Genomic DNA, 23,605 nt, shown 5'->3' with positions numbered 1-23,605 from the left:
ACAGCCGGGGCGGGTACGGACGCCGTTGTCCGTTCCCGCCCCGGCCGCTTCACGTACGCCGGTTCTCCTGCGCCGAGCTCCGGTGTACGCCCCTCCCCGAGGGAGGGGACGCGGTCAGCGGTCGCGCCCGGCCGGGGGGCTCAGCGCCCCCCGGCGTCTCAGCGCGAGTCGCTGCCCGCAGACTCGATGGCGGCGCGGCCGGCCTCCAGGCGCGCCACCGGGATCCGGAAGGGGGAGCAGGAGACGTAGTCCAGCCCCACCTCGTGGAAGAAGTGGACCGAGTCCGGGTCGCCGCCGTGCTCGCCGCAGACGCCGAGCTTGAGGTCGGGGCGGGTGGCCCGGCCGGCCTGGACGGCGTGCTTGACGAGCGAGCCGACGCCGTCGCGGTCGATGGTCTCGAACGGCGAGACCCCGAAGATGCCCTTCTCCAGGTAGGCGGTGAAGAAGGAGGCCTCGACGTCGTCGCGGGAGAAGCCCCAGACCGTCTGGGTGAGGTCGTTGGTGCCGAAGGAGAAGAACTCGGCGGCCTCGGCGATCTGGCCGGCCGTCACGGCGGCGCGCGGCAGCTCGATCATGGTGCCCAGCTTGATCTCCAGCTGGACGCCGGTGGACTGGGCGACCTCGGCGAGCACGCGCTCGCACTCGTCGCGGACCAGCTCCAGCTCCTGGACGGTGCCGACCAGCGGGATCATGACCTCGGGGCGCGGGTCCCCGCCGGCCAGCTTGCGCTCGGCGGCGGCCTCCGCGATGGCGCGGACCTGCATGCCGAACAGGCCGGGGATGACCAGGCCGAGGCGCACGCCGCGCAGGCCGAGCATCGGGTTCTGCTCGTGCAGCTTGTGCACCGCCTGGAGCAGGCGCAGGTCGTTCTCGTTCGGGTCCTTGCGGGCCTCGGCGAGGGCGACGCGCACCGACAGCTCGGTGATGTCCGGCAGGAACTCGTGCAGCGGCGGGTCGAGCAGGCGGACGGTGACGGGCAGGCCGTCCAGCGCCTGGAAGAGCTCGACGAAGTCGCCCTTCTGCATCGGCAGCAGGGTGGAGAGCGCCAGCTCGCGGTCCTTGTCGTTGTCCGCGAGGATCAGGTGCTCGACCTCCTTGCGGCGCTCCTCGCCGAGGAACATGTGCTCGGTGCGGCACAGGCCGATGCCCTGGGCGCCGTAGCGGCGGGCGCGCGAGCCGTCCTCGGCGTTGTCGGCGTTGGCGCGCACGGCGAGCCGGCGGCGGACGTCGGCGTGCGACATCAGCCGGTGCACGGCCTGGACCAGGCCGCCCTGGACGTCGGCGCCGGCGTGCAGGGTGCCCTCGAAGTACTCCACCACCGCGGAGGGCAGCACGGGGACCTCGCCGAGGTAGACCTTGCCGGTCGCGCCGTCGATGGAGACGACGTCGCCCTCCTCCAGCACCAGGCCGTCGGCGGTGGTCATCCGGCGGCGCTTGGTGTCGACCTCCAGCTCCTCCGCGCCGCAGACACAGGTCTTGCCCATGCCGCGGGCGACGACGGCGGCGTGCGAGGTCTTGCCGCCGCGCGAGGTGAGGATGCCCTCGGCGGCGATCATGCCGTCCAGGTCGTCCGGGTTGGTCTCGCGGCGGACCAGGATGACCTTCTCGCCGGAGCGCGACCACTTCACGGCGGTGTAGGAGTCGAAGACGATCTTGCCGATCGCGGCGCCGGGCGAGGCGGCGAGGCCCCGGGCGATCTGCTTGGACTCGGCGTCGGGGGCGAAGCGCGGGAACATCAGCTGGGAGAGCTGGCCGCCGGTGACCCGCATGAGGGCCTCGTCCAGGTCGATCAGGCCCTGGTCGACCAGCTGGACGGCGATCCGGAAGGCGGCCGCGGCGGTGCGCTTGCCGACCCGGGTCTGGAGCATCCAGAGCTTGCCGCGCTCGATGGTGAACTCGATGTCGCAGAGGTCGCGGTAGTGGTTCTCGAGCGTCTGCATGATCGCCATCAGCTCGTCGTACGACTTCTTGTCGAGCTTCTCCAGCTCGGACAGCTGCAGCGTGTTGCGGATGCCGGCGACGACGTCCTCGCCCTGGGCGTTGGACAGGTAGTCGCCGTAGACGCCCTGGGTGCCGGTGGAGGGGTCGCGGGTGAAGGCGACACCGGTGCCGGAGTCCTCGCCGAGGTTGCCGAAGACCATGGTGCAGACGTTGACCGCGGTGCCCAGGTCGTTCGGGATGCGCTCCTGGCGGCGGTAGAGCCGGGCCCGGTCGCCGTTCCAGGAGTGGAAGACGGCGTGGATGGCGAGGTCCATCTGCTCGCGCGGCTCCTGCGGGAAGGCCCGGCCGGTCTCGCGCTCGACGATGCCCTTGAACACCTCGACCAGCTGCTTCAGGTCGGCGGCGTCCAGGTCGAGGTCGTTGGCGGTGCCCTTGGCGTGCTTGGCCTCGTCCAGGGCCTCCTCGAACAGCTCGCCGTCGACGCCCAGCACGGTCTTGCCGAACATCTGGACCAGGCGGCGGTAGGAGTCCCAGGCGAAGCGCTCGTTGCCGGACTGCGCGACCAGGCCCGCCACCGAGGCGTCGGAGAGGCCGATGTTCAGGACGGTGTCCATCATGCCGGGCATGGAGAACTTGGCGCCCGAACGCACCGAGACGAGCAGCGGGTTGTCGGCCTGGCCGAGCTTCTTGCCCATCTCCTGCTCAAGGGCGTCCAGGTGGGCGCTGATCTCCTCGTGCAGCGAGGTGGGCTCGCTACCGGTCTCCAGGAAGACCTTGCAGGCCTCGGTGGTGATGGTGAACCCCGGAGGGACCGGCAGGCCCAGGTTCGTCATCTCGGCCAGGTTCGCGCCCTTACCGCCGAGAAGGTCCTTGAGGTCCTTGTTTCCTTCAGTGAAGGAGTAAACAAACTTCTGCTGGGACGCCACGGGTCGGTCTCCTCGCACACGGTTGCCCTGACGCCGGAGAACATACCCATTTCGAAGGCTCTTCCGCGCCGCCAATAGGGCGTACGTCGTCAGGATCGGCAGATAACCCGCTAGATCGAATGCACTGAATGGCGTTCACCTCTGGTGGTGAAATCGTCCGGCTGACGCTAGCGAGCGTTCAAGTCTTGAAGTCATCGAAACCGGAAGATCGCGTCACCGAAACGCACCGTAGCCACGGACGCTCCGGCCTGACGGATCGGCTTGATTTCCTGCACCCTCAGTGCCCGATCCGCCGCCGCTCCCCTTCGGGAAGCGATCCACCCCCGACTTGTTCATTTCGTCCTGTCGGCCACCTCCGACCGCCAGGGTATGTGGCCAGCGTCACGGGCGCATCTCAGCGTTCGGGCGTAGGCCGACTCCGCCCTTCGTCGCACTGCGTCCAGAAACGTGTCCGCTCCGTGATGTCAGGCTGCCAAAAAGGAGCCCTCTTGGCCAGATCGGCAAAGAGGGCTGGGCCGCAGTGGCAATCGACCCCGAGGGATCGTTTTTGCCACTTCGGCGAGGTCATCCGCCGGAGGTGTCCGATTCGGCGTCCTGGCCCGGTCGGGCGCAGTCATACGGATCGTCCAACCAGCCGTCCGGCAGAACGACCCGGTTGTTGCCGCTGGTCCGCCCGCGCGGGCCGTCCGCGCCGGCCGGCCAGGCCTGGGACTGCTCCACCAGGGCGAGGGTTTCGGCCAGTTCGGCCAGCGAGGAGGAGTTGGCCAGCTTCACCCGCAGCTCCGAGCCCACCGAGAAGCCCTTGGTGTACCAGGCGACGTGCTTGCGGAAGTCGATCACGCCGCGGGCCTCGTCGCCCAGCCACTCGCCGAGCAGCTGCGCGTGCCGGACCATCGCCCGCGCCACGTCGGCGAAGGTCGGGCGGGCGTGGTCGACCTCGCCCTCGAAGATCGCCACCAGGTCCTTGAACAGCCACGGCCGGCCCAGGCAGCCGCGGCCGACCACCACGCCGTCGCAGCCGGTCTCGCGCATCATCCGCACCGCGTCGTCCGCCGACCAGATGTCCCCGTTGCCGAGCACCGGGATCTCCGCCGGGACGGACTCGCGCAGCCGGGCGATCGCCGACCAGTCGGCGGTGCCCCCGTAGTGCTGGGCGGCGGTGCGACCGTGCAGGGCGATCGCGGAGACGCCCTCCTCGGCGCCGATCCGGCCGGCGTCCAGGTAGGTGAGGTGGCCGTCGTCGATGCCCTTGCGCATCTTCATGGTGACCGGCAGGTCGCCGGCGTTGGCGACCGCCTCGCGCAGGATCTCGCGCAGCAGGTTGCGCTTGTACGGCAGCGCCGAGCCACCGCCCTTGCGGGTCACCTTGGGGACGGGGCAGCCGAAGTTGAGGTCGATGTGGTCGGCGAGGCCCTCGTCGGCGATCATCCGGGCCGCCTTGCCGACCGTCACCGGGTCGACCCCGTACAGCTGGATCGACCGCGGCTTCTCGCTCGGGTCGAAGGTGATCAGCTGCATGGTCTTGGCGTTGCGCTCGACCAGGGCCCGGGTGGTGATCATCTCGGACACGTAGAGGCCCTTGCCGCCGCTCTGCTCGCGGCACAGGGTGCGGAACGGCGCGTTGGTGATGCCGGCCATCGGTGCCAGCACGACGGGCGGCCAGACCTCCAGCGGGCCGATGGACAGCGGCGCGAACTCGGCGGAGAGGGCCGGAGCGGCGGTGGCGGTCGCCGGGGTGTCGCCGTCGGCGGGGCCGGTCGCGGTGGCGGTCGCGGTGCTCGGCTCGATGGGTGCGGGCGGGACTGTCATGCGCGGCTGACCTCGGGGACGGCGGGTGGGGGACTCTTCATTGTCCCCCACCCGGCCGAGCCGCCCGGGGCCGCTGCTCGCCGGGCCCCGTTCCCGCCGCCGCTCCCGGGGCCGCCGCTGCCAGGGGCGCCGCTGCCGGGAGCGTCAGTCCCGGCCCTCCGGGGGCGGGTCCGCGCCCTCCGGGACCAGCCGTCGGATCTGGTCCTCGGGTGAGGCGTCCTTCGCGAAGACCGACACCGAGCCGGAGCTGACCGAGATCCTGATCTTGTTCGGGCTGGAGCGGTCCGCCAGCGTCGGGTCGATGCCGCCGCGCGCCAGCGGGGACGCCCCGCCGTCGAAGTCGTAGCGGGACCCCCGGGGCAGGCCCAGCACCACCGACCCGGAGGTCACCCCGATGTCCACGCCCAACGGGGCCGCGGCGAAGCCCAGCTCCATCGAACCCGAGGTCGCGGCGGCGTTGACGCTCGGGGAGGTGAGGCGGCTGCCCCGGACGGAACCCGAGGTGGTGCGCACGGTCACCGGGCCGGACACGTCGGCCAGCAGCACCTCGCCCGCGGTGGAGAGCAGGTTGATCTCCCCCGCCACCCCGGCGATGTCGATGCTCCCGGAGGACATCTTGCCGGTCACCGCGATCCCCGGCGGCACGTCCAGCTCGATCACCGCGCCGCAGCCGAAGTCGCTGACCGGCAGCACCTGGTTGCAGTGCATCCGGACGTCGAGCTGGTCCTGCTCGAAGAGCGCCGAGACCACCGGCATCCGGACCATCCAGTTCAGGTACTGGCGGACCACGACCCGGCCCTCCTGACCCGGCCGGATCCGGACCGTGGCGGTGCCGGTGTCCAGCCGCACCTTGGTCACCGCGACCGGGTAGGTCAGCTCCGAGCGCGTGCGCTGCTGCACCGCCACCGCCCAGGTCTGCACGGCGCCGACGACCAGCACCACGGCCACCGTCAGCGTGCCGAGCACCCGCCACCCCCGGCGGCCGCGGCGGGCGGCCCCCGCCGCCCGCTCCCCCGCGGTGGCCCCCGGCCCCCTCCCCGTCGTCATCGTCATCCCAGTTCCAGGAAGCGCAGCACCGCGAGCACCCGCCGGTGGCTCTCGTCGGCGGGCGGCAGGTCGAGCTTGGCGAAGATCGAGTTGATGTGCTTGGCCACCGCGCTGTCGCTGACCACCAGGGCGGCGGCGATCGCCGCGTTGGACCGGCCCTCCGCCATCAGGGCGAGCACGTCCCGCTCGCGCGGGGTCAGCCGCTCCAGCGGATCGCGGTGGCGGCGCACCAGCAGCTGGGCGACCACCTCCGGGTCCAGCGCGGTACCGCCCTCGGCGACCCGCTGCAGCGCGTCCACGAAGTCGTCGACATTGGCCACCCGCTGCTTGAGCAGGTAGCCGACCCCGCTGGTGTTGGTGGTCAGCAGGTCCGCGGCGTACCGCTCCTCCACGAACTGCGAGAGCAGCAGCACCGCCACCTCCGGCCACTGCCGGCGGATCACCAGCGCGGCCCGCACCCCCTCGTCCGTGAAGCCCGGCGGCATCCGGACGTCCGCGACCACCACCTGCGGGCGGTGCTCCTGCACCGCGGCGAGCAGTTCCTCGGCGTCCCCGACGGCGGCGGCCACCTCGTAGCCCACCGCCTCCAGGACCTTGACCAGACCGACCCTGAGCAGGACCGAATCCTCGGCGATCACAGCACGCACGGCAACTCCACGGTGATGGTGGTCGGGCCCCCGACCGGGCTGATGACGGACAGGCTGCCGTCGACCGAGGCGGTGCGCTGGCGCAGGCCGGTCAGGCCGGTGCCGCGCGCGGCGTCCGCCCCGCCCACGCCGTCGTCGCTGACGACCAGGCGCAGCCGGCCGCCGGCCGTGCGCACCGAGATGTCCGCCCGGGAGGCCCGGGCGTGCTTGGCGACGTTGGTCAGCGCCTCGGAGACGGTGAAGTAGGCGACCGCCTCGACGGTCGGCGCTATCCGCTCGGCCACGTCGACGTCCAGCCGGACCGGCAGCGGGGCGCGGGCCGCGATGCCGGAGAGCGCCGCGTCCAGACCGCGGTCCTCCAGGACCGCCGGGTGCAGGCCGCGGACCAGGTCGCGCAGCTCGTCGATGGCCGCCTGGGCCTCCTCGTGCGCCTCGACGATCACCTGCATCGCCTCGGGCGGGACGTCCTTGAGGGTGCGGCGGGCCAGGCCGAGGTTCATGGCGAGCGAGGTGAGCCGCTGCTGGGTGCCGTCGTGCAGGTCGCGCTCGATCCGGCGGCGCTCGGCGTCGACCGCGTCGACCAGGCCGGCCCGGCTCTCGACCACCTCCTCGATCCGGTGCTCCAGCTCGGCGGTGCGGCCCGGACCGAGCATCCGCACCGCGAGCGCCTCGTCCAGCCGGGCCAGCAGGCCGGCCGCCGCGGGCAGCACCACGAGCAGCAGCAGACCGCCGACGGTGAGCGGGACGTTCAGCTTGGCCCACTGGTACTGGACGGGCGAGGAGGCCGGCAGCAGCCAGCACCAGCCGAAGACCGTCGAGGCCGCCAGGGCGGCGCCCCACCCGTACACGACGACCACCGCGCCGCCCGCGACGAGCGGGCCGACCACCAGGTGGTAGCCGACCTGCCGCCAGCTGACGCCGGTGCGCAGCGCGGTGAACAGGCCGGCGGGCGTCCCGGTGGACCGCAGCAGCGGCGGGATCTCCACGCCGCGCAGCGCGCGCAGCCGGCCGCGCTGGGCGGCGGTGAGCGGGCGGACGGCGAGCAGGACCGCGCCCAGCAGGACCAGCGTCACCTTCGGGGCGAGGACGATCAGCCAGGCGGGCAGGGAGAGCGGGATCCCGGCGGCCAGGAACCGGGTGTCCCGCCAGGCCGCCGCCGACCACGGGGGCCGGGCGACGCTCCTGGCGGGCGCGCTGCGCGGCGTCGTGGAGGACATGGCGGACAGCCTAGAGCCCGGTGATCAAGCGTCACCATGAAGGGCACTGCCGAGAAATGGTGAAGCTAGGTACACCCCCGATTCGGATCGGTGCACTACCGACAACACGGCCCGTGACGACGAGTCTTGACGGTATGACGAGCACCGCATCGCACTCCGCCACTCCGCCGCCGCACGGACGTCCGGCCCGCGGCACCGCCCGTGCGGACCGCACCGCTTCCGCCGCCGCGGCCCCGGCCGCCGTGGACGAGGGCCGGCTGCCGGTCGGGCCGGCCGGCGTGTTCGACGGGCTCCGCGGCTCCGACGGTCCCTGCGGCCCGGTCGGGCCGTGGTCGGTGCGCAGCGTGCCGGCCGGTCGCGGCCGGCGCGCGGCGCTGGAGGTGTACGAGCACGGCGAGCTGGTGGACGTGCTGGTCGCCTCCCGGCTCGGCCGCGGGCTGCTGCGCGGGGCCCGCGCCTGGTCCGGGGCCGCGGCCGCTGCCGGTGCCGGTGCGGGCGGACGCCGACGCGCCCGGCACGGACTCGCCTGGGGCCGGCTGCCGGACGGCGGCGCCGCCCCGGCCGTCGGCTTCACCGGCGGCCGGCTGCTCCGGCTGCCGGGCCGGCCCTCGCCGGTGGTCGCGGCGGGCGAGGTGGTCACCGTCGCCGGGGAGTTCTGGCTCGCCTGGGCCGAGGGCGCCCTCGACGGCGTGCTCGTCGAGGCGCCCGGTGGAACCGGGACCGAGCGCTCCCCGCTGACCCGGGTCCGGACCGCCCCCGCGGAGCCGGGGGACGTCCGATGAGCGCCGCCGTCCTGACGCCCGGCCGCCCCGTCCTCCCCCCGCTCGCCCCGTTCGCCGCGCGGGTGCCCGTCTTCGCGGCCTTCGCGCTGCTGCCCTGGGTGGCGGTGCTCGCGGCGGCCGGCGAGACCGCGTGGGTCGTCCTCGACCTGTGCCAGTTCGCCGCCCTGCTCCGGCTGGACGCCGTGCTGCGCCACCGCCGGCCGGGCGCCGTCGTGCCCGCCGCCGTGGTCGCCCTGCTGCTCGCGGGCGACGCCCTGGTCGACATCGCCACCGCGGCCCCGGGCGTCGAGGCGCTCGCCGCGCTGGTGATGGCGGGCTGCGTCGAACTCCCGCTCGCCGCGCTCTGCCTGACCCTCGGGCTGGCCCGCGCCGGGCGGCCGTCAGCGGGTCCGCACCGCCGGGGCCGGCGCCGTGGGACCGGCCGACGGCAGCCGGGCGGGCAGCCGGCCCACCAGCGCGGCGGTCTCCTCGTCCTTCGGGGTGTAGACCACCATCCGCGAGCCCTGGGACGGGCCCAGCCAGAAGCTCGTGTAGTCGAAGCGCAGCATCCCCACCTCCGGCAGGAGGAAGCGCTTCAGCCCGTTCCCCGGCCGCAGCACGTCGTGCCGCTGCCAGGCCTCGTCGAAGACCGGGGAGGCCTGGCGCAGCCGGCAGAGCAGCGCCCGCCAGGCGGGCTCGCCCCCGTGGTCGCCCATCCCCGAACGGAACCGGGCCACCATGACCTCGCGCTCGTCCTCGTGGTCCACCAGCACGTCGCGGAAGCGCGAGGGGGTGAACGCCAGCCACATCAGATTGCGGTCCTCCGGGGGCATCGCCTCCAGGTCGCCGACGATCCCGGTGTACTGGGCGTTGCAGGCCAGCACGTCGTAGCGGGAGTTGATCACCGCGGCCGGGTAGGGCGCCATCCGGTCCAGCGTCAGCCGGATGCCCGGCGTGACGGTCAGGCACTCCCGCACCGGCGCCGGGTCCTCCGCCCCGGCCAGCGTGAACAGATGGGCCCGCTCGCTCGGATCGAGCAGCAGGGCCCGCGCCACCGCGTCCAGCACCTGGACGGACACCTGGATCTCGCGGCCCTGCTCCAGCCACGTGTACCAGGTGACCCCGACGGCGGCGAGCTGCGCCACCTCCTCGCGGCGCAGCCCCGGCGTGCGCCGCCGGCCGGTCATCGGCAGCCCCACCTGCTCGGGGGTGATCCGCTCCCGGCGGCTGCGCAGGAACGCCGCCAGCTGCTGCCGCCGCGGATCGGCGGACGCTCTCCCGGTGCCGACCGTAGTGGTACCGGTCGTCGCGGTTCCGGCCGTAGCGGTGCCGGCCGTGACAGTGCCGGCCGTGGCGGTGGTCAGACTCATTCCACCAGGATGCGCCACTCGCCATCCTGTTTCCAGGTACTTCTTATACCCGGACAAGCACACTCTGGTACCAGGGTGCGGCGCGGCGGATCGTAGGACCGTGACCCAGCAGCTGACCGCCACCGAGCCCCTCGCCCCCGCTTCCTCCGCCGCCCTCTCCGCCCCTTCGGCCCCCTCCTCCCCGCCCCCCGGCCCCTCCCTCGGCACCGCCGGGCTGGTCACCGTCCTGCTCGGGGCGTTCCTCCCGATGCTCGACTTCTTCATCGTCAACGTCGCCCTGCCGACCATCGACCACGACCTCGCCGCCGGCCCCGCCGTGCTGGAACTGGTCGCCGCCGGGTACGGCATCGCCTTCGCCGTCCTGCTGGTCCTCGGCGGCCGGCTGGGCGACATCTTCGGCCGCCGCCGCGTCTTCGTCGCCGGGGCCGCCGCCTTCGCCGTGACCTCGCTCGCCTGCGGGCTCGCCCCCGGCGCCTGGTCGCTGGTCGCCGCCCGGGCCGCCCAGGGCGCGTCCGCCGCGCTGCTGATCCCGCAGGTCCTCGGCACCATCACCGCCGCCACCCACGGCGCCCGGCGCGGTCGCGCGCTCTCGGTCTACGGCGCGGTCGGCGGCATCTCGGTGGTCATCGGCCAGGTGCTCGGCGGCATGCTGGTCGCCGCCGACCTCTTCGGCAGCGGCTGGCGCTCGGTCTTCCTGCTGAACGTCCCCTTCGCCCTGCTGGCCCTCGTCCTCGCCCTGCGCTTCGTCCCGGAGAGCCGCGCCGAGCAGGCCGCCAGGATCGACATCGCCGGCACCGTCCTGCTCACCGGGACCCTGCTGTCCCTCCTGGTCCCGCTGATGGAGGGCCGCGCCGCCGGCTGGCCGCTCTGGTCCTGGGTGCTGCTCGCGCTGTTCCCCGTGCTCGCCACCGCCTTCGCCCTGGTCGAGCGCCGGGCCGAGCGCCGCGGCGACACCCCGCTGGTGCCGCCCACCCTGCTGCGCATCCCCGAGATGCGGCGCGGCCTCGGCATCGCCCTCCCCTACTTCGGCGGCTTCGGCGGCTTCATGTTCGTCATCGCGGTCGCCCTCCAGCAGGGCCTGCACCTCGGCCCGGTCGCGGCCGGCTGGGCGCTGGTCCCGATGGCCGTCGGCTACTTCACCGCCTCGCTCTCCGGCCCGCGCCTGATCGGCCGGTTCGGCAGCCGCGTCCTCACCGCCGGCGCCGCCGTCCAGGCCGTCGGCCTCTCCACCCTGGCCGTCACCGTGCTCGCCGACCCGGAGGGCTTCTCCCCGCTGCGGATGGTCCCGGGCGTCGCCCTCGCCGGCATCGGGCAGGGCCTGATCGGCACCCCGCTGTTCCGCGTCGTCCTCTCCAAGGTCCCCGCCGACCGGGCGGGCGTGGGCAGCGGCGTGCTCGCCACCAGCCAGCAGTCCAGCCTGGCCCTGGGCGTCGCCACCCTGGGCTCGCTCTACCTGGCCCTCTCGCCCGGCCTCGGCATGGACCGCGCGCTCGCCCTCTGCCTGGGCATCCAGCTCCTGGGCTCGTTCACCGTCTTCTACCTGACGACCCGCCTCCCCCGTTCCATCGGCTGACGGCCGGTCCTGGGTCCCCGGCCCCGTCGCGGCCACCCCTCCCCGGGGTGGCCGCGACCCGCCTACGCCGCCCCGCCCTTGCGCAACTCGCACCGGCCGTCGACGCACTCCCGCTGCAGCCGCCCCCGCGACACCGTCTCCACCAGCCCGATCACCCAGCACGTCGGACAGCCGCGGAAGGCGAGCAGCCCGACCGGCAGCAGGAGCAGCGCCACCGGGCCGGCGAACGGCAGCAGCGCGAACGCCCCCAGCAACGCCGCGAATCCCACCCCGCCGCGCGCCAGGTGCCTGGCCAGCGTCCGGCTGCCGTACCCCGAGTCCCCGGCCATCACCGCTCCCCTGCGACGGTGATCGCCCGGACCGAGGCCCGCGCCCGGTGCAGCCGCGACTTCATGGCCGCCGTGCTGAGCCCCAGCACATCGGCGACCATCCGCCCGCTGAGCCCCTGGACGTCCCGCATGATCAGCACCCGCCGCTGGTCCTCCGGCAGCGCGGCGATCGCCTCCGCGACCCGCCCGGCCTCCAGCCGCCCGAGCACCTCCTCCTCGGCCGACCGGTACGGCGCCCCACCGGGCGCCGTACGCTCCCACAGCACCGAACGGGTCCGCCGCAGACACTCGTTCCGCACGATCCGGAACATCCACGAGGCGAGCGCCCCGGTCGCCCGCAGCATCCCGATCTTGCGGTACAGGATGATCAGCGCCTCCTGCGCCGCGTCCTCGGCGTCCTCCGGCGTCGCGCACAGCGAGCGGGCGAACCGCTGCACGTGCGGGTGCGCCCCCGACACCAGGGCGGCGATCGCCTCCACGTCCCCGTCCCGGGCCGCGGCCACCACCGAACTCCCCGGCCACTCCCGCACCTCAGCCACGCCGCCGCCCCCACTTCCGCAGCACCGTCACACTGCACATCACGACCAGCGCCGCGCCGACCGCCACGCCCACCCAGACCATCATCACAGCCTCCTCGTCCGCCCCGGCGCCCGCCGGAACCGCCTATAAGAGGCGGCGACCCCCCAGAAGGATTCACCCCGGCTCCCTCGGGGCCCCACCGCTCCGCACGGAGCCGGAGCCGGCACGCCGCGTGGGAGGGACGGGGCGGCGCCGTCGATCTCGACGCGCAGCAGACCGTCCGCCCGGCGCACGGTGACGGTGCAGGGCCCGCGGGTGTGCTCGGCGACGTTGGCGAGCAACTCGCCGGCGCACAGCCCCACCTCGCCCGGGGCCTCGGCCGAGAGCGGGAGGCCCCACGAGATCCCGGCCGTCCGCCGGCTCCGGCAGCGCGCCCGCGACGTGGCCCGGCAGAAGGCCGCCCGATCAGGTCGCCCGGGAAGGAGGGCCGGGACGGAGGGCCGGGACGGAGGGCCGAGGAGGTCACTCCTCGGCAGCGGGCTCGCCGAGTTCGGTGAAGAGCGTGAGCTGGAGGGCGGCCGGGGCCTCCAGGCGGGAGTTGAGCGAGTTCCAGGGGGTGCGGACCGGCTCGGCGATCACCTCGGCCCCGGCGGCGGCGAGCCGGGCGGTGGTGGCGGCGGAGTCGTCGACCTGGAAGGCGACCCGGAGGTGGCCCGCGACGCGGCGGCCGACCTCCACCTCGTCGATGAAGTCGGCGTGGCCCGGGTCGGCGATCTCCAGGGTGGCGCGACCGGCTTCGAGGATGGTGACCCGGCCGTCGGGGGAGGCGAAGGCGCCGCGTTCGGGCAGGCCGAGGACGTCGCGGTAGAAGTGCAGCGCCTGCTCGTAGTCGGCGGCCGTGACCACCAGGCGGAGCTCACGAACGGCGGGATCAGGAGCGGGGGCGGGGGCGGGAGCGGGGGCGGGGGCGGGGGAAGCGTCGGATGGCTGGGACACGTCGGCTCCGGGGTGAAGGGGAAGGCGGCCCCACCGACAACCGCGGTGGGGCCGCCTTCATTTCACGGACGGACGTCAGTGCCGGTGGCGCCGACGGCGGGAGACGAGGACGAGGGCCGCGCCGCCGAGGGCGACGGCGGCACCGATGCCGCCGATCAGCGCGACCTGGCTGCCCGTCTCGGCGAGGCCGCCGCCCGGGTGGTGCGGCTTGCCGGTGGGCGCCGGGTGCGGGCTGTGGCTGCCGGTCGCGGTCGGCGAGGCCGTCGGCGAGCCGGTCGGCTCAGCGGTGGGCGAGGCGGTCGGGGAGGACGTCGGCGAGGCCGTCGGGGACGGCGAGGACGTGGTCACCGTCACCGTGGCCGTGCACTCCCCCGCCGTCGAACCGGGCGGGCAGTTGCCGCCGGGCCGGTCGGCCACCACGGTGTTGCGCAGCGTGTGGTCCCCGGCGGCCGGGTCCTTCACCTTCACCGTGTACGTCACCCGGGCGCTGCCGCCGACCGCCAGGTCGCCGGTCCAGCTGAGCACCGGCTGCGCGTAGGACACCTGTCCGGCGGTCGCGGTGGCGTCCCCGTTGTACGTGGCGTCGTCGAGGACGGCGCTCAGGTCGTCGGTGACGGTCAGTCCGGTGAGCGCCGCGTTGCCGGTGTTGGTGATGTCCACGTGGTACGTGACGGTGTCGCCCGGGAGGGCCTGGCTCTTGTCCGCGCTCTTGGCGAGGCGGTAGCCGGCGTGCTCGGTGACGGTGTTGCGCACGGTGTTGCTGGTGCGCTGCTGGTCGCGGCCGGTCTGGGCACCGCGGTAGGAGAGGGACGCGGTGTCGTCGAGCTTGGTGCCCGGCGCGAGCCCGGCGGCGACCTTGGCCCGGAAGGAGATGGTGGCCTCGGCGCCCGGCGCGAGGTCGGCGGCGGTGCAGGTGACGGTCTGCCCGGAGGCGGTGCAGCCGGTGCCGGAGCCCTCGACGTAGGTGGTGCCGGCCGGCAGCACGTCGGTCAGGGTGACGCCGGTCGCGGTGTCGAGGTCGCCGCTGCTCCCGTCCGGGTGCCGGTTGGCGAGGGTGAAGGTGTAGGTGATCTCGGCGCCGGGGTCGACCAGGCCGGGCGGGTTGTCGTCGGGCTTGCCCGCGGGGGTGTTGGCCTTGGTGATCTGGAGGTCCGGCTCCAGCGCGTCGACGGCGAGCCAGACCGCCTGCGGGTGCAGCGCGTCGCCCGCGCCGTTGATCTGGAGCACGGCCTGGTTGCTGCTCGCGGGGATCTTGCCGGTGACGTCGATCATCCGGGCGTCGTAGCCGTAGTTGTTGACCGGCGCCGGGTCGCGGGTCGTGATGTTGGTGCCGGTCCCGTCCGTCGCGACGTGGTCGATCCGGCTGGTGAAGGCGTTGTCGGTGGTGACGCCACCGGCCGGGTTGGGCATCTCCAGCAGCGTCAGGTTGCTGGTCGAGGAGCCGACCAGCAGCTGGTCGCCGGCGATCGGCACGTCGCCGTCGCCGACGGTGACGCCCATGGTGGCCGGCGGGGCCGTCGCGGGCGTGCGGATGCCGGAGAGGGTGAGCGTCGCCAGGTTGTCGGGGCTGCGCAGCAGCTGGAAGCCGTCCCAGATGTTGAGGTAGCGCAGCGGCTCCGCCTGGTTCTCGTAGGCGACGACCAGCGACCAGCCGCCCCAGCAGCCGACGTTGTTGCCGCCGAAGTTCTGGGCGGAGGACCGCCCGGCGCACGCCTGGATGTCCGCGACGGTGTAGCTGCCCGGGCCGGCGGCCTTCACCTGGGCGGTGACGTCCTTGACGCCCGCCCCGGCCAGCAGCGGCTCCGGCGGGTTGCCGCCGACCTGCTGGTCGAACCAGTCGTAGGTGTCGGCGGTCAGCTGCTCGTAGGAGGCGCTGCCCGGGACCTTCCAGGACACCAGGTTGCCGGTGTTGATGTCCCCGGAGGTGCCGCCCGCGGTGCTGGTGTTGGTCGGGTTGAACTGCCAGTACAGGCGGGCCGACAGCACCTGGGCCCCGGCCGGGATCACCAGCTGCGCGGAGGACGCGTTGTTGCCGGGCGCGTTCGGGTCGATCTTCACGTACTTGGTGCGGTTGTTGTTGGTGCCCTCGGTGTCGTTGCAGACCGAGCCGTCGCTGTCGTCACAGGTCAGCACCGAGTTCGACGCCATCGTGAGGTTGCCGTGCGCCAGCAGGTCGACCACCGGGTCCGGGCCGATCGGCCGCTGGGTCCCGAGGCCGCGGACCGCCTTGGCGGCCGGACCGGTCGACGGCGCCGACGGCCCGGCGAGCGGGGCGGAGGGGGCGAGCGCCAGCATCGAGGCGGCGAGGGCGCCGAGGACCGCCCGGCCGGGCAGGCGCCGGCGCCGGTGGTCGGGTGCCGGGTGTTCCCGACCCGTGTCGGGTGGCGTGCGGTCTCTCACGAGGACTCCAAGATGTGCGGTGATACGGGAGGGTGAGGGGCCCTCCGGGCCGAATCATGACGATACGTCCGAATTCGACCAGCCGAATAATATGTCACACACCTTCACCGGTCGATCACCGACGTCCGCCACGCCGCCAAAACGGGGCCGGGAAAACCCGTTGGCCGCACCGCACCCCTTCATGTCACTATGACGATATGAGCGACGAACGCACGATCGACCCCGTCGAGACCCGCGACCGCGCCGCCCTGCTCACCGCCGTGGCGGCCGGGGCGGAGCCCAAGTGGCTGATGTTCTGGGGCCACCAGGAGCAGCGGGACGGATCACTCGGCCCCGGAGTGCTGAGCCAGTGGTGGCCCGGCCACCCGTTCACCGTCGACGGCGTCGCGTACGCGACCGCCGAGCACTGGATGATGGCGGGCAAGGCCCGGATGTTCGGGGACGAGCGGACGCTCGCCCGGATCCTCACGGCACCGGGCCCCGGCGAGGCGAAGAAGCTGGGCCGCCAGGTCCGGAACTTCGACGACACGACGTGGACGGCCGGGCGGTTCGAGCTGGTCGTCGAGGGCAACGTGGCCAAGTTCGGCGGCCACGAGGAACTCCGCGGCTATCTGCTGTCGACGCGTCAGCGCGTCCTGGTGGAGGCCAGCCCGCTCGACCGGATCTGGGGCATCGGCCTCGGCGCCGACCACGAGAGCGCCCGGCGCCCCGCCGAGTGGCGCGGCCAGAACTTGCTCGGCTTCGCCCTCATGGAGGCCCGCGCCCGACTGGCGTCGGCCGCCGGGACGACCACCGGCACCGCCGCCGGGTGACCACCGCCGCCCTCGGCGCCGTCGCGGCCCGGGCGGCCCGGGCGGCCGTCCGATGGGCCGCCGACGCCTCCTACGAGGCGGCGCTCCTGCGGAGCGCGTGCGCCGGGTCGCTCACCACTCCCGCGCTCCGTGCGCTCCTGGACACCACTCGCAAGCCACTGGACGCACTGCCGTAACGCCAGCGCCGCATTTCGACGAGAGGATGTCTTGCCGTCAGGGCCGAGTTGGACAGGTTGCGGTGATCATGCGTACACGGCACACGGAACAGCCCCTCACCCCCGATCCGGGCGGCAGCGAGGGCGAGCGAACGGCTCTCGAACTCAGGGCGCAGCTCGATGAGTTACTGCGTGCCCGACAGTACGCGGGGCAGCGCGAGCGGCGGCTCTCCGAGGCGCTGCAGGCGCTGCCCGAACGGCAGCACCCGGACGGGGAGCTGCTGCGGCAGCTGGCCCAGGCGCGGAACCTGCGCGAGGGGCTGGGCGCGCGCTGCCTGGAGCTGAGCGACCAGCTGAAGACGCTGGAGGAGCGGCTGCGGCAGCCGGCGCCGCGCCGGTGGATCCCGCGCCAGCCCACCGCCGCGCCCACCACCGCACCCACCGACATGTCCGTCGACATGTCCACCGACATGTCCGTCGACATGCCCACCGACATGCTCGTCGGCCCGAGCGCGGGGCAAGAGCCCGGGAGCGGGAACAGGAGCACCGGCGCGCACGACGCCCGCCCGGCCGACGCCGAGCAGCAGGCGCCCCCCGCCCCGCCCCGGCGCCGCTCCCCCGCCGAGCTGTCCGCCCTGGCCGAGCGCATCACCGCCCTGTACCGCCGGGCCACCCCGGAGGAGGCCGCCGGCATCCTGGACCAGGGCGCCGAGCACCTCACCCCGCACGACACCGCCCAGCTGGCCGCCCTGCTCGCCCGGCGCGGACCGGCCGGCGCCTCCGTCCACCTGGTCCGCAGCGCCGTCCACGCCGGGCCCCAGCACGCCGCCACCACCCTCGCCGAGCTGCGCCAGGCGGGGCTGGCCGAAGAGGCGGGCGACCTGTTCCACGCGTTCCGCTCCTGCCCGGCCGGCGCCCTGCCCGCGCTGCTGGACGCGCTGGAGCGGGCCGGGCAGCACGCCGACGGCGCCACCCTGCTCTGGGAGTGGGGCTCCGCGCCGACCCCCGAGCTGGCCGCGCTGGCCACCGGGCTCTACCGGTCGGACCGCGCCGCCGACGCCCGGACCCTGCTGCGCCAGGCGGCAGGCCGGCCCACCGGGGACCTCGCCGCGCTCGCCGTCACCATGGCCCCGCCGCTGCCGACCCTGCTGCTGGGCGAGCTGCCGGCGCTCCGCCCGCCGGCCGAACTGGTCCGGCTGGCGGCCGCGCTGGCGGGCCGTCCGGACCTGTACGAGGCCCTGCTCACGCCGCTGCTCGACGATCCCGTCCGCCACCGCACCACGCTGGCCGCCCTGCGCACGGCCGGCCTGCCGACCGCCCCGGCCGCCCGCCCGCGCTCCCGCTGGGGCCGCAGGTAGCACACGGCCGGGAACAGCACGGAGCCCCCGCCGCCCGGGAAAGGGCGGCGGGGGCTCCGTGCGAGCGGGGGGGGCGTCAGCAGCCGATGAGGCGCGCCGCCAGGTAGGACTTCACCTGGTCGAGCGAGACGCGCTCCTGCGTCATGGTGTCGCGCTCGCGCACGGTCACCGCGTTGTCCTCCAGGGTGTCGAAGTCGACCGTCACGCAGAACGGCGTGCCGATCTCGTCCTGGCGGCGGTAGCGCTTGCCGATGGCGCCGGCGTCGTCGAACTCGACGTTCCAGGCGGTGCGCAGGTCGGCGGCCAGGCCGCGGGCCTTCGGCGAGAGGTCGGCGTTGCGCGACAGCGGCAGCACCGCGACCTTGACCGGGGCCAGCCGCGGGTCGAGCCGCATGCCGACGCGCTTCTCCATGACGCCCTTGGCGTTCGGCGCCTCGTCCTCGAAGTAGGCGTCGATCAGGAAGGCCAGCATGGCGCGGTTGAGGCCGGCCGCCGGCTCGATGACGAACGGGAAGTACCGCTCGCCGGACTCCTGGTCGAAGTACTTGAGGTCCTGGCCGGAGGCCTCGCTGTGCACCGTCAGGTCGTAGTCGGTGCGGTTGGCGATGCCCTCCAGCTCGGAGAACTCGGTGCCGCCGAAGTTGAAGCGGTACTCGATGTCCACCGTGCGCTTGGCGTAGTGGGAGAGCTTCTCCTTCGGGTGCTCGAACAGGCGCATGTTCTCGGTGCGCAGGCCGAGGCCGACGTACCAGTCCCAGCGCTGCTGCAGCCAGTACTCGTGCCACTGCTCGTCCTCGCCCGGCTTGACGAAGAACTCCATCTCCATCTGCTCGAACTCGCGGGTCCGGAAGATGAAGTTGCCGGGCGTGATCTCGTTGCGGAAGCTCTTGCCGACCTGGGCGATGCCGAACGGCGGCTTCTTGCGCGAGGTGGTCTGGACGGCCTTGAAGTTGGTGAAGATGCCCTGGGCGGTCTCCGGGCGCAGGTACGCCAGGCCGCTCGCCTCCTCGGTGACGCCGAGGTGGGTCTTCAGCATGCCCGAGAAGTCCTTGGGCTCGGTGAACTGGCCCTTGGTGCCGCAGTCGGGGCAGTTGATGTCCTGCAGGCCGTTCGGCGGCGGGAAGCCGTGCTTGGCCTCGTACTTCTCCTCCAGGTGGTCGGCCCGGTGGCGCTTGTGGCAGGAGAGGCACTCGGTCAGCGGGTCGTTGAAGGTCTGGACGTGGCCGGACGCCTCCCAGACCTCGCGGGCCAGGATCACCGACGAGTCGAGTCCGACGACGTCCTCGCGGGCCTGGACCATCGCGCGCCACCACTGGCGCTTGATGTTCTCCTTGAGCTCGACGCCCAGCGGACCGTAGTCCCAGGCGGCACGCGTGCCGCCGTAGATCTCGCTGCAGGGGTAGACGAAGCCACGGCGCTTGCTCAGGCTGACGATCGTCTCGATCTTGTCGGCTGCCACAGTGCTCTCTTCAGTACGTACGGCACGGTCAGGGCACGGCTGGTTGCGCGTACCCGAATACCTCAGGTTACCGGCCATATGGGTACAGGGTTCAAATCGGTATCGCCGGTACCGGCCCACTCACCGTCACCATACGTTCACCCGTCCGAGTGATTTGACAATCATTTCCATCTAATCTGAGAATGGTTGTCATGATGATCCGACGACGTGCTCGCAGCACCCTGGCCCTGACCGCCACCGCCCTCGCCGCCGCCCTCGCCCTGACGGCCTGCGGCAGCGGCGCGCAGGGCGCGGACGGCAAGCTGGACGTCGTCGCGTCCTTCTACCCGATGGAGTACCTCGCCTCGACGATCGGCGGCGAGCACGTGAAGGTCACCGGCCTGACCGCCGCCGGCGTCGAGCCGCACGACCTCGAACTCACCGCCAAGCAGGTGGGACGCGTCCAGAAGGCCGACGCGGTCGTCTACCTCAAGGGCCTGCAGCCCACCGTCGACAAGGCGGTCGCCGGCTCCGAGGCCCGGTACAAGATCGACGCCACCGCCGCCGCCCCGCTGGAGGACCACCACCTCCCGGAGGACCACGCCGAGGGCGACGGCCACGACCACCACGACGAGGCCGCCGGCGACCCGCACATCTGGCTCGACCCGACCCGCTACGCCGCCGTGGCCCGGAGCGTCGGCGACGGGTTCGCCCAGGCCGACCCGGCGCACGCCGACGACTACCGGCGCAACACCGACGAGCTGGTCGGCCGGCTCACCGCCCTGGACCAGGAGTTCAAGGACGGGCTGAAGGACGCCAAGACCCGCACCTTCGTCACCAGCCACGCCGCCTTCGGCTACCTCGCCGAGGCCTACGGCCTCACCCAGGTCGCCATCAACGGCGTCGACCCCGACTCCGAGCCCACCCCGGCCCGGCTCGCCGACGTCCAGAAGGCCGCCAAGGAGAACAGCGCCACCACGATCTTCTTCGAGACCCTGGTCAGCCCCAAGCTCGCCGAGACCGTCGCCAAGGACCTCGGCCTCAGGACCGCCGTCCTCGACCCGCTGGAGGGCGTCAAGGACCCGGGCAAGGAGAACTACCTCACGGTCATGCGGCAGAACCTGGCCAACCTGCAGACCGCCCTGGGCGCGGGCGCCACCGCCGGCCCGGGCGCCACCGCCACCCCCACCAGCTGACGGGACCACCGGCATGACTCCCCCGACACCCCCGGCCGTCCGCTTGCACGACGCCGTCGCCTCGCGCGGCGGGCGGCCGGTGCTGCGCGGCGTCGACCTCACCGTCCGCCCCGGCGAGGTGGTCGCCCTGCTCGGCGCCAACGGCTCCGGCAAGTCCACCACCGTCAAGGCCGTCACCGGCGCCGTCCCGCTGGAGCGCGGCGGCCTGGAACTGTTCGGCACCCCGCTCGCCCGGTTCCGCGCCTGGCACCGGATCGGCTACGTCCCGCAGCGCACCACCGCCGCCTCCGGCGTCCCCGCCACCGTGCGCGAGGTCGTCTCCACCGGCCGGCTGCCGCTGCACCGGCTGCTGCCGTTCCGCCGCGCCGACCGCACCGCCGTGGACCGCGCGCTGGCCGCCGTCGGCATGCTCGACCGGGCCGGCGACGGCGTCGCCGACCTCTCCGGCGGCCAGCAGCAGCGGGTGCTGATCGCCCGCGCGCTGGCCGGCGCCCCCGACCTGCTGATCATGGACGAGCCGATGGCCGGCGTGGACGCCGCCAGCCAGCAGGTGCTCGCCGACACCCTGCGCGCCGAGGTCGCGCGCGGCGCCGCCGTGCTGCTGGTGCTGCACGAACTCGGCCCGCTGGAACCGCTGATCGACCGCGCCGTGGTGCTCCGCGACGGCTGCGTCGCGCACGACGGCCCGCCCGTCCCCAACACCGGCCTGCACGCCCTGCCCGGCCACGACCACGTCCACCCGCACGCCGACCACGGCCACGACCACGAACGGATCCGGGGACTGCTGTCATGACCGAGATGCTCAGCTACGACTTCATGCAGCGGGCGCTGATCGCCGCCGTCCTGGTCGGCATCACCGCCCCCGCCGTCGGCATCTACCTGGTGCAGCGCCGCCAGGCCCTGATGGGCGACGGCATGGGCCACGTCGCGATGACCGGCGTCGGCCTCGGCTTCATCTTCCAGACCAGCCCGGTCTGGATGGCCGTCCTGGTCTGCGTGCTCGGCGCCGTCACCATGGAGCTGGTCCGCTCCCGCGGCAACCAGCGCGGCGACATCGCCCTCGCGATGCTCTTCTACGGCGGCATGGCCTGCGGCAAGCTGCTGGTCTCCAAGTCCGCCCAGGCGGGCGCCGGTTCGCTGGAGAGCTACCTCTGGGGCTCCATCCTGACCGTCTCCCCCGCCGACCTCGCCACCATCGCCGCGCTCGGCGCCGTCGTCGTCGGCGTCACCCTCGGCCTGCGCCGCCAGCTCTTCGCGATCTGCCAGGACGAGGACTTCGCCAAGGTCACCGGCGTCCCGGTGCGGCTGCTCAACCTGCTGCTCGCGGTGATGGCCGCGGTCACCGTGACCGTCGCCATGCGGGTGGTCGGCCTGCTGCTGGTCAGCGCCCTGATGGTGGTCCCGGTGGCGGCCGCCCAGCAGCTCACCCGCTCCTTCGCCGCGACCCAGGCCGGCGCCATCGCGGTCGGCGTGATCGTCGCACTGGCCGGCGTCACCGGCTCCTACCAGCTCGACGTGCCGTCCGGACCGGCCATCGTGCTGCTCGCCATCGCGGTGTTCGCGGTGTTCAGCGCGATCGCCGCACCGCTCGCCCGGCGCCGGCACCGCGGCGTCCCCGACGCCGGACCGCAGGTCTGCGACGTCCGGCTGCCCGACCCGCAGCGGGCCGGGACGGGCGCCCCGGGGCGGGCCGACGCGATCACTCCGGGGCCCGGTGCGGGGCTGGCACAATGAGGTGCCACACGCCCACACCACCAGGAGGACCCACGGTGACCACCGCAGGCCCGTCGCCGCGAGCCCGATCGACCCGGCAGCGCGCCGCCGTCTCGGCGGTCCTGGACGAGATCGAGGACTTCCGCAGCGCGCAGGAGCTCCACGACATGCTGAAGCACCGGGGCGACTCGGTCGGCCTCACCACCGTCTACCGGACGCTCCAGTCGCTCGCCGACGCCGGTGAGGTGGACGTCCTGCGCACCGCCGACGGCGAGGCCGTCTACCGCCGGTGCAGCAGCGGGCACCACCACCACCTGGTCTGCCGGCAGTGCGGCGCCACCGTCGAGGTCGAGGGCCCGGCCGTCGAGCGCTGGGCCAACTCGGTCGCCGCCGAGCACGGGTTCAGCGACATCGCGCACACCCTGGAGATCTTCGGCACCTGCGCGGAGTGCGCCAAGCGGGACTGATCCCGCACCGGAACGGCGCGAAGGGCCCGCGGGAGACGACTCCCGCGGGCCCTTCCGCGTGCTTCCCGGGTGCCGCCCGCGCTCAGCGCTGCGCCGGTACCTCGGCGGCCAGCTCGGCCGGCACCTCGTTGGGGATCGCCCCGCCGAACCGGCGGTCGCGCATCGCGAACTGCTCGCAGGCCCGCCACAGGTCGCGGCGGTCGAAGTCCGGCCAGAGCACGTCCTGGAACACGAACTCCGCGTACGCCGACTGCCAGAGCAGGAAGTTGGACGTCCGCTGCTCGCCGCTGGGGCGCAGGAAGAGGTCCACGTCCGGCATGTCCGGGTGGTACAGGTACTTGGCGAGGGTCTTCTCGTTGACCTTCTTCGGGTCCAGCCGGCCCGCCGCCACATCGGCCGCGACCGCCGCCGCGGCGTCCGCGATCTCGGCCCGGCCCCCGTAGTTGACGCACATGTACAACGTGACGGCGTCGTTGTCCCTGGTCTGCTCCTCGGCGACCTGGAGCTCCTGGACGACGCTCTTCCACAGCTTGGGCATCCGGCCCGCCCAGCGCACCCGCACGCCCATCGCGTCCATCTCGTCGCGGCGGCGGTGGATGACGTCCCGGTTGAAGTTCATCAGGAACTTCACCTCGTCGGGTGAGCGCTTCCAGTTCTCGGTGGAGAAGGCGTACAGCGAGATGTTCTTCACGCCCAGCTCGATCGCGCCCTTCAGCACGTCCAGCACGACGCCCTCGCCGACCTTGTGGCCCTCGGTGCGCGGCAGCCCGCGCTCCTTCGCCCAGCGGCCGTTGCCGTCCATGACGATCGCGACGTGGTTGGGGACCAGCTCGCCGGGGATCTTCGGGGGCCGGGCACCGCTGGGGTGCGGGGTCGGGGGGAGGTACTCCCTCTGCTTGCCGCCGCCGAAGAGCCGTCGCGCTGCCATGTG

21 protein-coding genes are annotated in these 23,605 nt (G+C 73.5%); 9 read left to right on the top strand and 12 right to left on the bottom strand.

The features are described 5' to 3' along the window. Positions 1 to 158 precede the first annotated feature (158 nt). The 5 genes from ppdK to ACFC0B_RS27245 form a co-directional block, all read right to left on the bottom strand. The gene (ppdK, locus tag ACFC0B_RS27265; protein ID WP_376091083.1) at positions 159 to 2,867 is read right to left on the bottom strand and encodes a pyruvate, phosphate dikinase; all 2,709 of its coding nucleotides are present in this window, start codon (positions 2,865 to 2,867) and stop codon (positions 159 to 161) included. 564 nt (positions 2,868 to 3,431) lie between these two features. Further along, positions 3,432 to 4,676, bottom strand: coding sequence for a tRNA dihydrouridine synthase DusB (gene dusB, locus ACFC0B_RS27260; protein ID WP_376091080.1), 1,245 nt, complete (start codon positions 4,674 to 4,676; stop codon positions 3,432 to 3,434). Positions 4,677 to 4,820: 144 nt separating this feature from the next. Further along, positions 4,821 to 5,729: a hypothetical protein gene (locus ACFC0B_RS27255; RefSeq protein WP_376091077.1), complete on the bottom strand. Its 909-nt coding sequence runs from the start codon at positions 5,727 to 5,729 to the stop codon at positions 4,821 to 4,823. Then, positions 5,726 to 6,370, bottom strand: a complete 645-nt coding sequence (locus ACFC0B_RS27250; RefSeq protein ID WP_376091074.1) for a response regulator — start codon at positions 6,368 to 6,370, stop codon at positions 5,726 to 5,728. The genes ACFC0B_RS27255 and ACFC0B_RS27250 overlap by 4 nt, the downstream gene beginning before the upstream one ends. Then, positions 6,358 to 7,587: a histidine kinase gene (locus ACFC0B_RS27245; protein ID WP_376091071.1), complete on the bottom strand. Its 1,230-nt coding sequence runs from the start codon at positions 7,585 to 7,587 to the stop codon at positions 6,358 to 6,360. The genes ACFC0B_RS27250 and ACFC0B_RS27245 overlap by 13 nt, the downstream gene beginning before the upstream one ends. Positions 7,588 to 7,721: 134 nt before the next feature. Here ACFC0B_RS27245 and ACFC0B_RS27240 point away from each other — a divergent pair, with 134 nt between their 5' ends. Further along, on the top strand, positions 7,722 to 8,369 hold the full coding sequence (locus ACFC0B_RS27240; RefSeq protein ID WP_376091068.1) for a hypothetical protein: 648 nt from the start codon (positions 7,722 to 7,724) through the stop codon (positions 8,367 to 8,369). Between the two features lie 380 nt (positions 8,370 to 8,749). Here the strand turns inward: ACFC0B_RS27240 and ACFC0B_RS27235 are convergent, their stop codons facing one another. Continuing rightward, positions 8,750 to 9,718, bottom strand: coding sequence for a helix-turn-helix transcriptional regulator (locus ACFC0B_RS27235; protein ID WP_376091065.1), 969 nt, complete (start codon positions 9,716 to 9,718; stop codon positions 8,750 to 8,752). 100 nt (positions 9,719 to 9,818) lie between these two features. Here ACFC0B_RS27235 and ACFC0B_RS27230 point away from each other — a divergent pair, with 100 nt between their 5' ends. After that, on the top strand, positions 9,819 to 11,291 hold the full coding sequence (locus tag ACFC0B_RS27230; protein ID WP_376091062.1) for an MFS transporter: 1,473 nt from the start codon (positions 9,819 to 9,821) through the stop codon (positions 11,289 to 11,291). Positions 11,292 to 11,353: 62 nt separating this feature from the next. Here ACFC0B_RS27230 and ACFC0B_RS27225 read toward each other — a convergent pair whose 3' ends face one another. The 4 genes from ACFC0B_RS27225 to ACFC0B_RS27210 form a co-directional block, all read right to left on the bottom strand. After that, entirely contained in the window at positions 11,354 to 11,620 is a 267-nt protein-coding gene (locus ACFC0B_RS27225; RefSeq protein WP_376091059.1) for a hypothetical protein, read from the bottom strand. After that, a complete protein-coding gene (locus tag ACFC0B_RS27220) occupies positions 11,620 to 12,159 on the bottom strand; it encodes an RNA polymerase sigma factor (protein ID WP_376091057.1) in 540 nt (179 codons plus the stop codon). The genes ACFC0B_RS27225 and ACFC0B_RS27220 overlap by 1 nt, the downstream gene beginning before the upstream one ends. A 502-nt stretch (positions 12,160 to 12,661) precedes the next feature. Then, positions 12,662 to 13,048, bottom strand: a complete 387-nt coding sequence (locus ACFC0B_RS27215; RefSeq protein ID WP_376091296.1) for a VOC family protein — start codon at positions 13,046 to 13,048, stop codon at positions 12,662 to 12,664. 162 nt (positions 13,049 to 13,210) lie between these two features. Then, positions 13,211 to 15,535 (bottom strand): hypothetical protein, encoded by a 2,325-nt coding sequence (locus ACFC0B_RS27210; RefSeq protein ID WP_376091054.1) that lies wholly within the window; start codon positions 15,533 to 15,535, stop codon positions 13,211 to 13,213. Positions 15,536 to 15,732: 197 nt separating this feature from the next. Here ACFC0B_RS27210 and ACFC0B_RS27205 point away from each other — a divergent pair, with 197 nt between their 5' ends. The 3 genes from ACFC0B_RS27205 (at position 15,733) to ACFC0B_RS27195 (ending at position 17,860) form a co-directional block, all read left to right on the top strand. Next, on the top strand, positions 15,733 to 16,347 hold the full coding sequence (locus ACFC0B_RS27205) for an NADAR family protein (RefSeq protein WP_376091051.1): 615 nt from the start codon (positions 15,733 to 15,735) through the stop codon (positions 16,345 to 16,347). Further along, positions 16,344 to 16,523: a hypothetical protein gene (locus tag ACFC0B_RS27200; protein WP_376091048.1), complete on the top strand. Its 180-nt coding sequence runs from the start codon at positions 16,344 to 16,346 to the stop codon at positions 16,521 to 16,523. The genes ACFC0B_RS27205 and ACFC0B_RS27200 overlap by 4 nt, the downstream gene beginning before the upstream one ends. 68 nt (positions 16,524 to 16,591) lie before the next feature. Beyond that, positions 16,592 to 17,860 carry a hypothetical protein gene (locus tag ACFC0B_RS27195; protein ID WP_376091045.1) on the top strand — a complete coding sequence of 423 codons (1,269 nt, stop codon included), beginning with the start codon at positions 16,592 to 16,594 and terminating at the stop codon, positions 17,858 to 17,860. Between the two features lie 76 nt (positions 17,861 to 17,936). Here the strand turns inward: ACFC0B_RS27195 and ACFC0B_RS27190 are convergent, their stop codons facing one another. Further along, positions 17,937 to 19,319 (bottom strand): glycine--tRNA ligase, encoded by a 1,383-nt coding sequence (locus ACFC0B_RS27190; RefSeq protein WP_376091042.1) that lies wholly within the window; start codon positions 19,317 to 19,319, stop codon positions 17,937 to 17,939. 191 nt (positions 19,320 to 19,510) lie between these two features. Between ACFC0B_RS27190 and ACFC0B_RS27185 the strand changes: the two genes are divergently transcribed. Genes ACFC0B_RS27185 through ACFC0B_RS27170 form a run of 4 tightly spaced genes read left to right on the top strand, consistent with a single transcriptional unit; the run spans position 19,511 to position 22,674 of the window. After that, positions 19,511 to 20,494 carry a metal ABC transporter substrate-binding protein gene (locus ACFC0B_RS27185; RefSeq protein WP_376091039.1) on the top strand — a complete coding sequence of 328 codons (984 nt, stop codon included), beginning with the start codon at positions 19,511 to 19,513 and terminating at the stop codon, positions 20,492 to 20,494. Positions 20,495 to 20,507: 13 nt separating this feature from the next. Beyond that, the gene (locus tag ACFC0B_RS27180) at positions 20,508 to 21,287 is read left to right on the top strand and encodes a metal ABC transporter ATP-binding protein (protein WP_376091036.1); all 780 of its coding nucleotides are present in this window, start codon (positions 20,508 to 20,510) and stop codon (positions 21,285 to 21,287) included. After that, positions 21,284 to 22,228 carry a metal ABC transporter permease gene (locus tag ACFC0B_RS27175; RefSeq protein ID WP_376091033.1) on the top strand — a complete coding sequence of 315 codons (945 nt, stop codon included), beginning with the start codon at positions 21,284 to 21,286 and terminating at the stop codon, positions 22,226 to 22,228. The genes ACFC0B_RS27180 and ACFC0B_RS27175 overlap by 4 nt, the downstream gene beginning before the upstream one ends. A 35-nt stretch (positions 22,229 to 22,263) precedes the next feature. Next, positions 22,264 to 22,674 carry a Fur family transcriptional regulator gene (locus tag ACFC0B_RS27170; protein ID WP_376091030.1) on the top strand — a complete coding sequence of 137 codons (411 nt, stop codon included), beginning with the start codon at positions 22,264 to 22,266 and terminating at the stop codon, positions 22,672 to 22,674. Positions 22,675 to 22,756: 82 nt separating this feature from the next. Here ACFC0B_RS27170 and ACFC0B_RS27165 read toward each other — a convergent pair whose 3' ends face one another. Further along, positions 22,757 to 23,602 (bottom strand): isoprenyl transferase, encoded by an 846-nt coding sequence (locus tag ACFC0B_RS27165; RefSeq protein ID WP_376091027.1) that lies wholly within the window; start codon positions 23,600 to 23,602, stop codon positions 22,757 to 22,759. Positions 23,603 to 23,605: the final 3 nt, after the last annotated feature.

Origin of the sequence: Kitasatospora sp. NPDC056184 (assembly GCF_042268405.1) — a bacterium.
Taxonomy (GTDB): Bacteria; Actinomycetota; Actinomycetes; order Streptomycetales; family Streptomycetaceae; genus Kitasatospora.
This window is presented reverse-complemented; position numbering and strand designations above follow the sequence as displayed.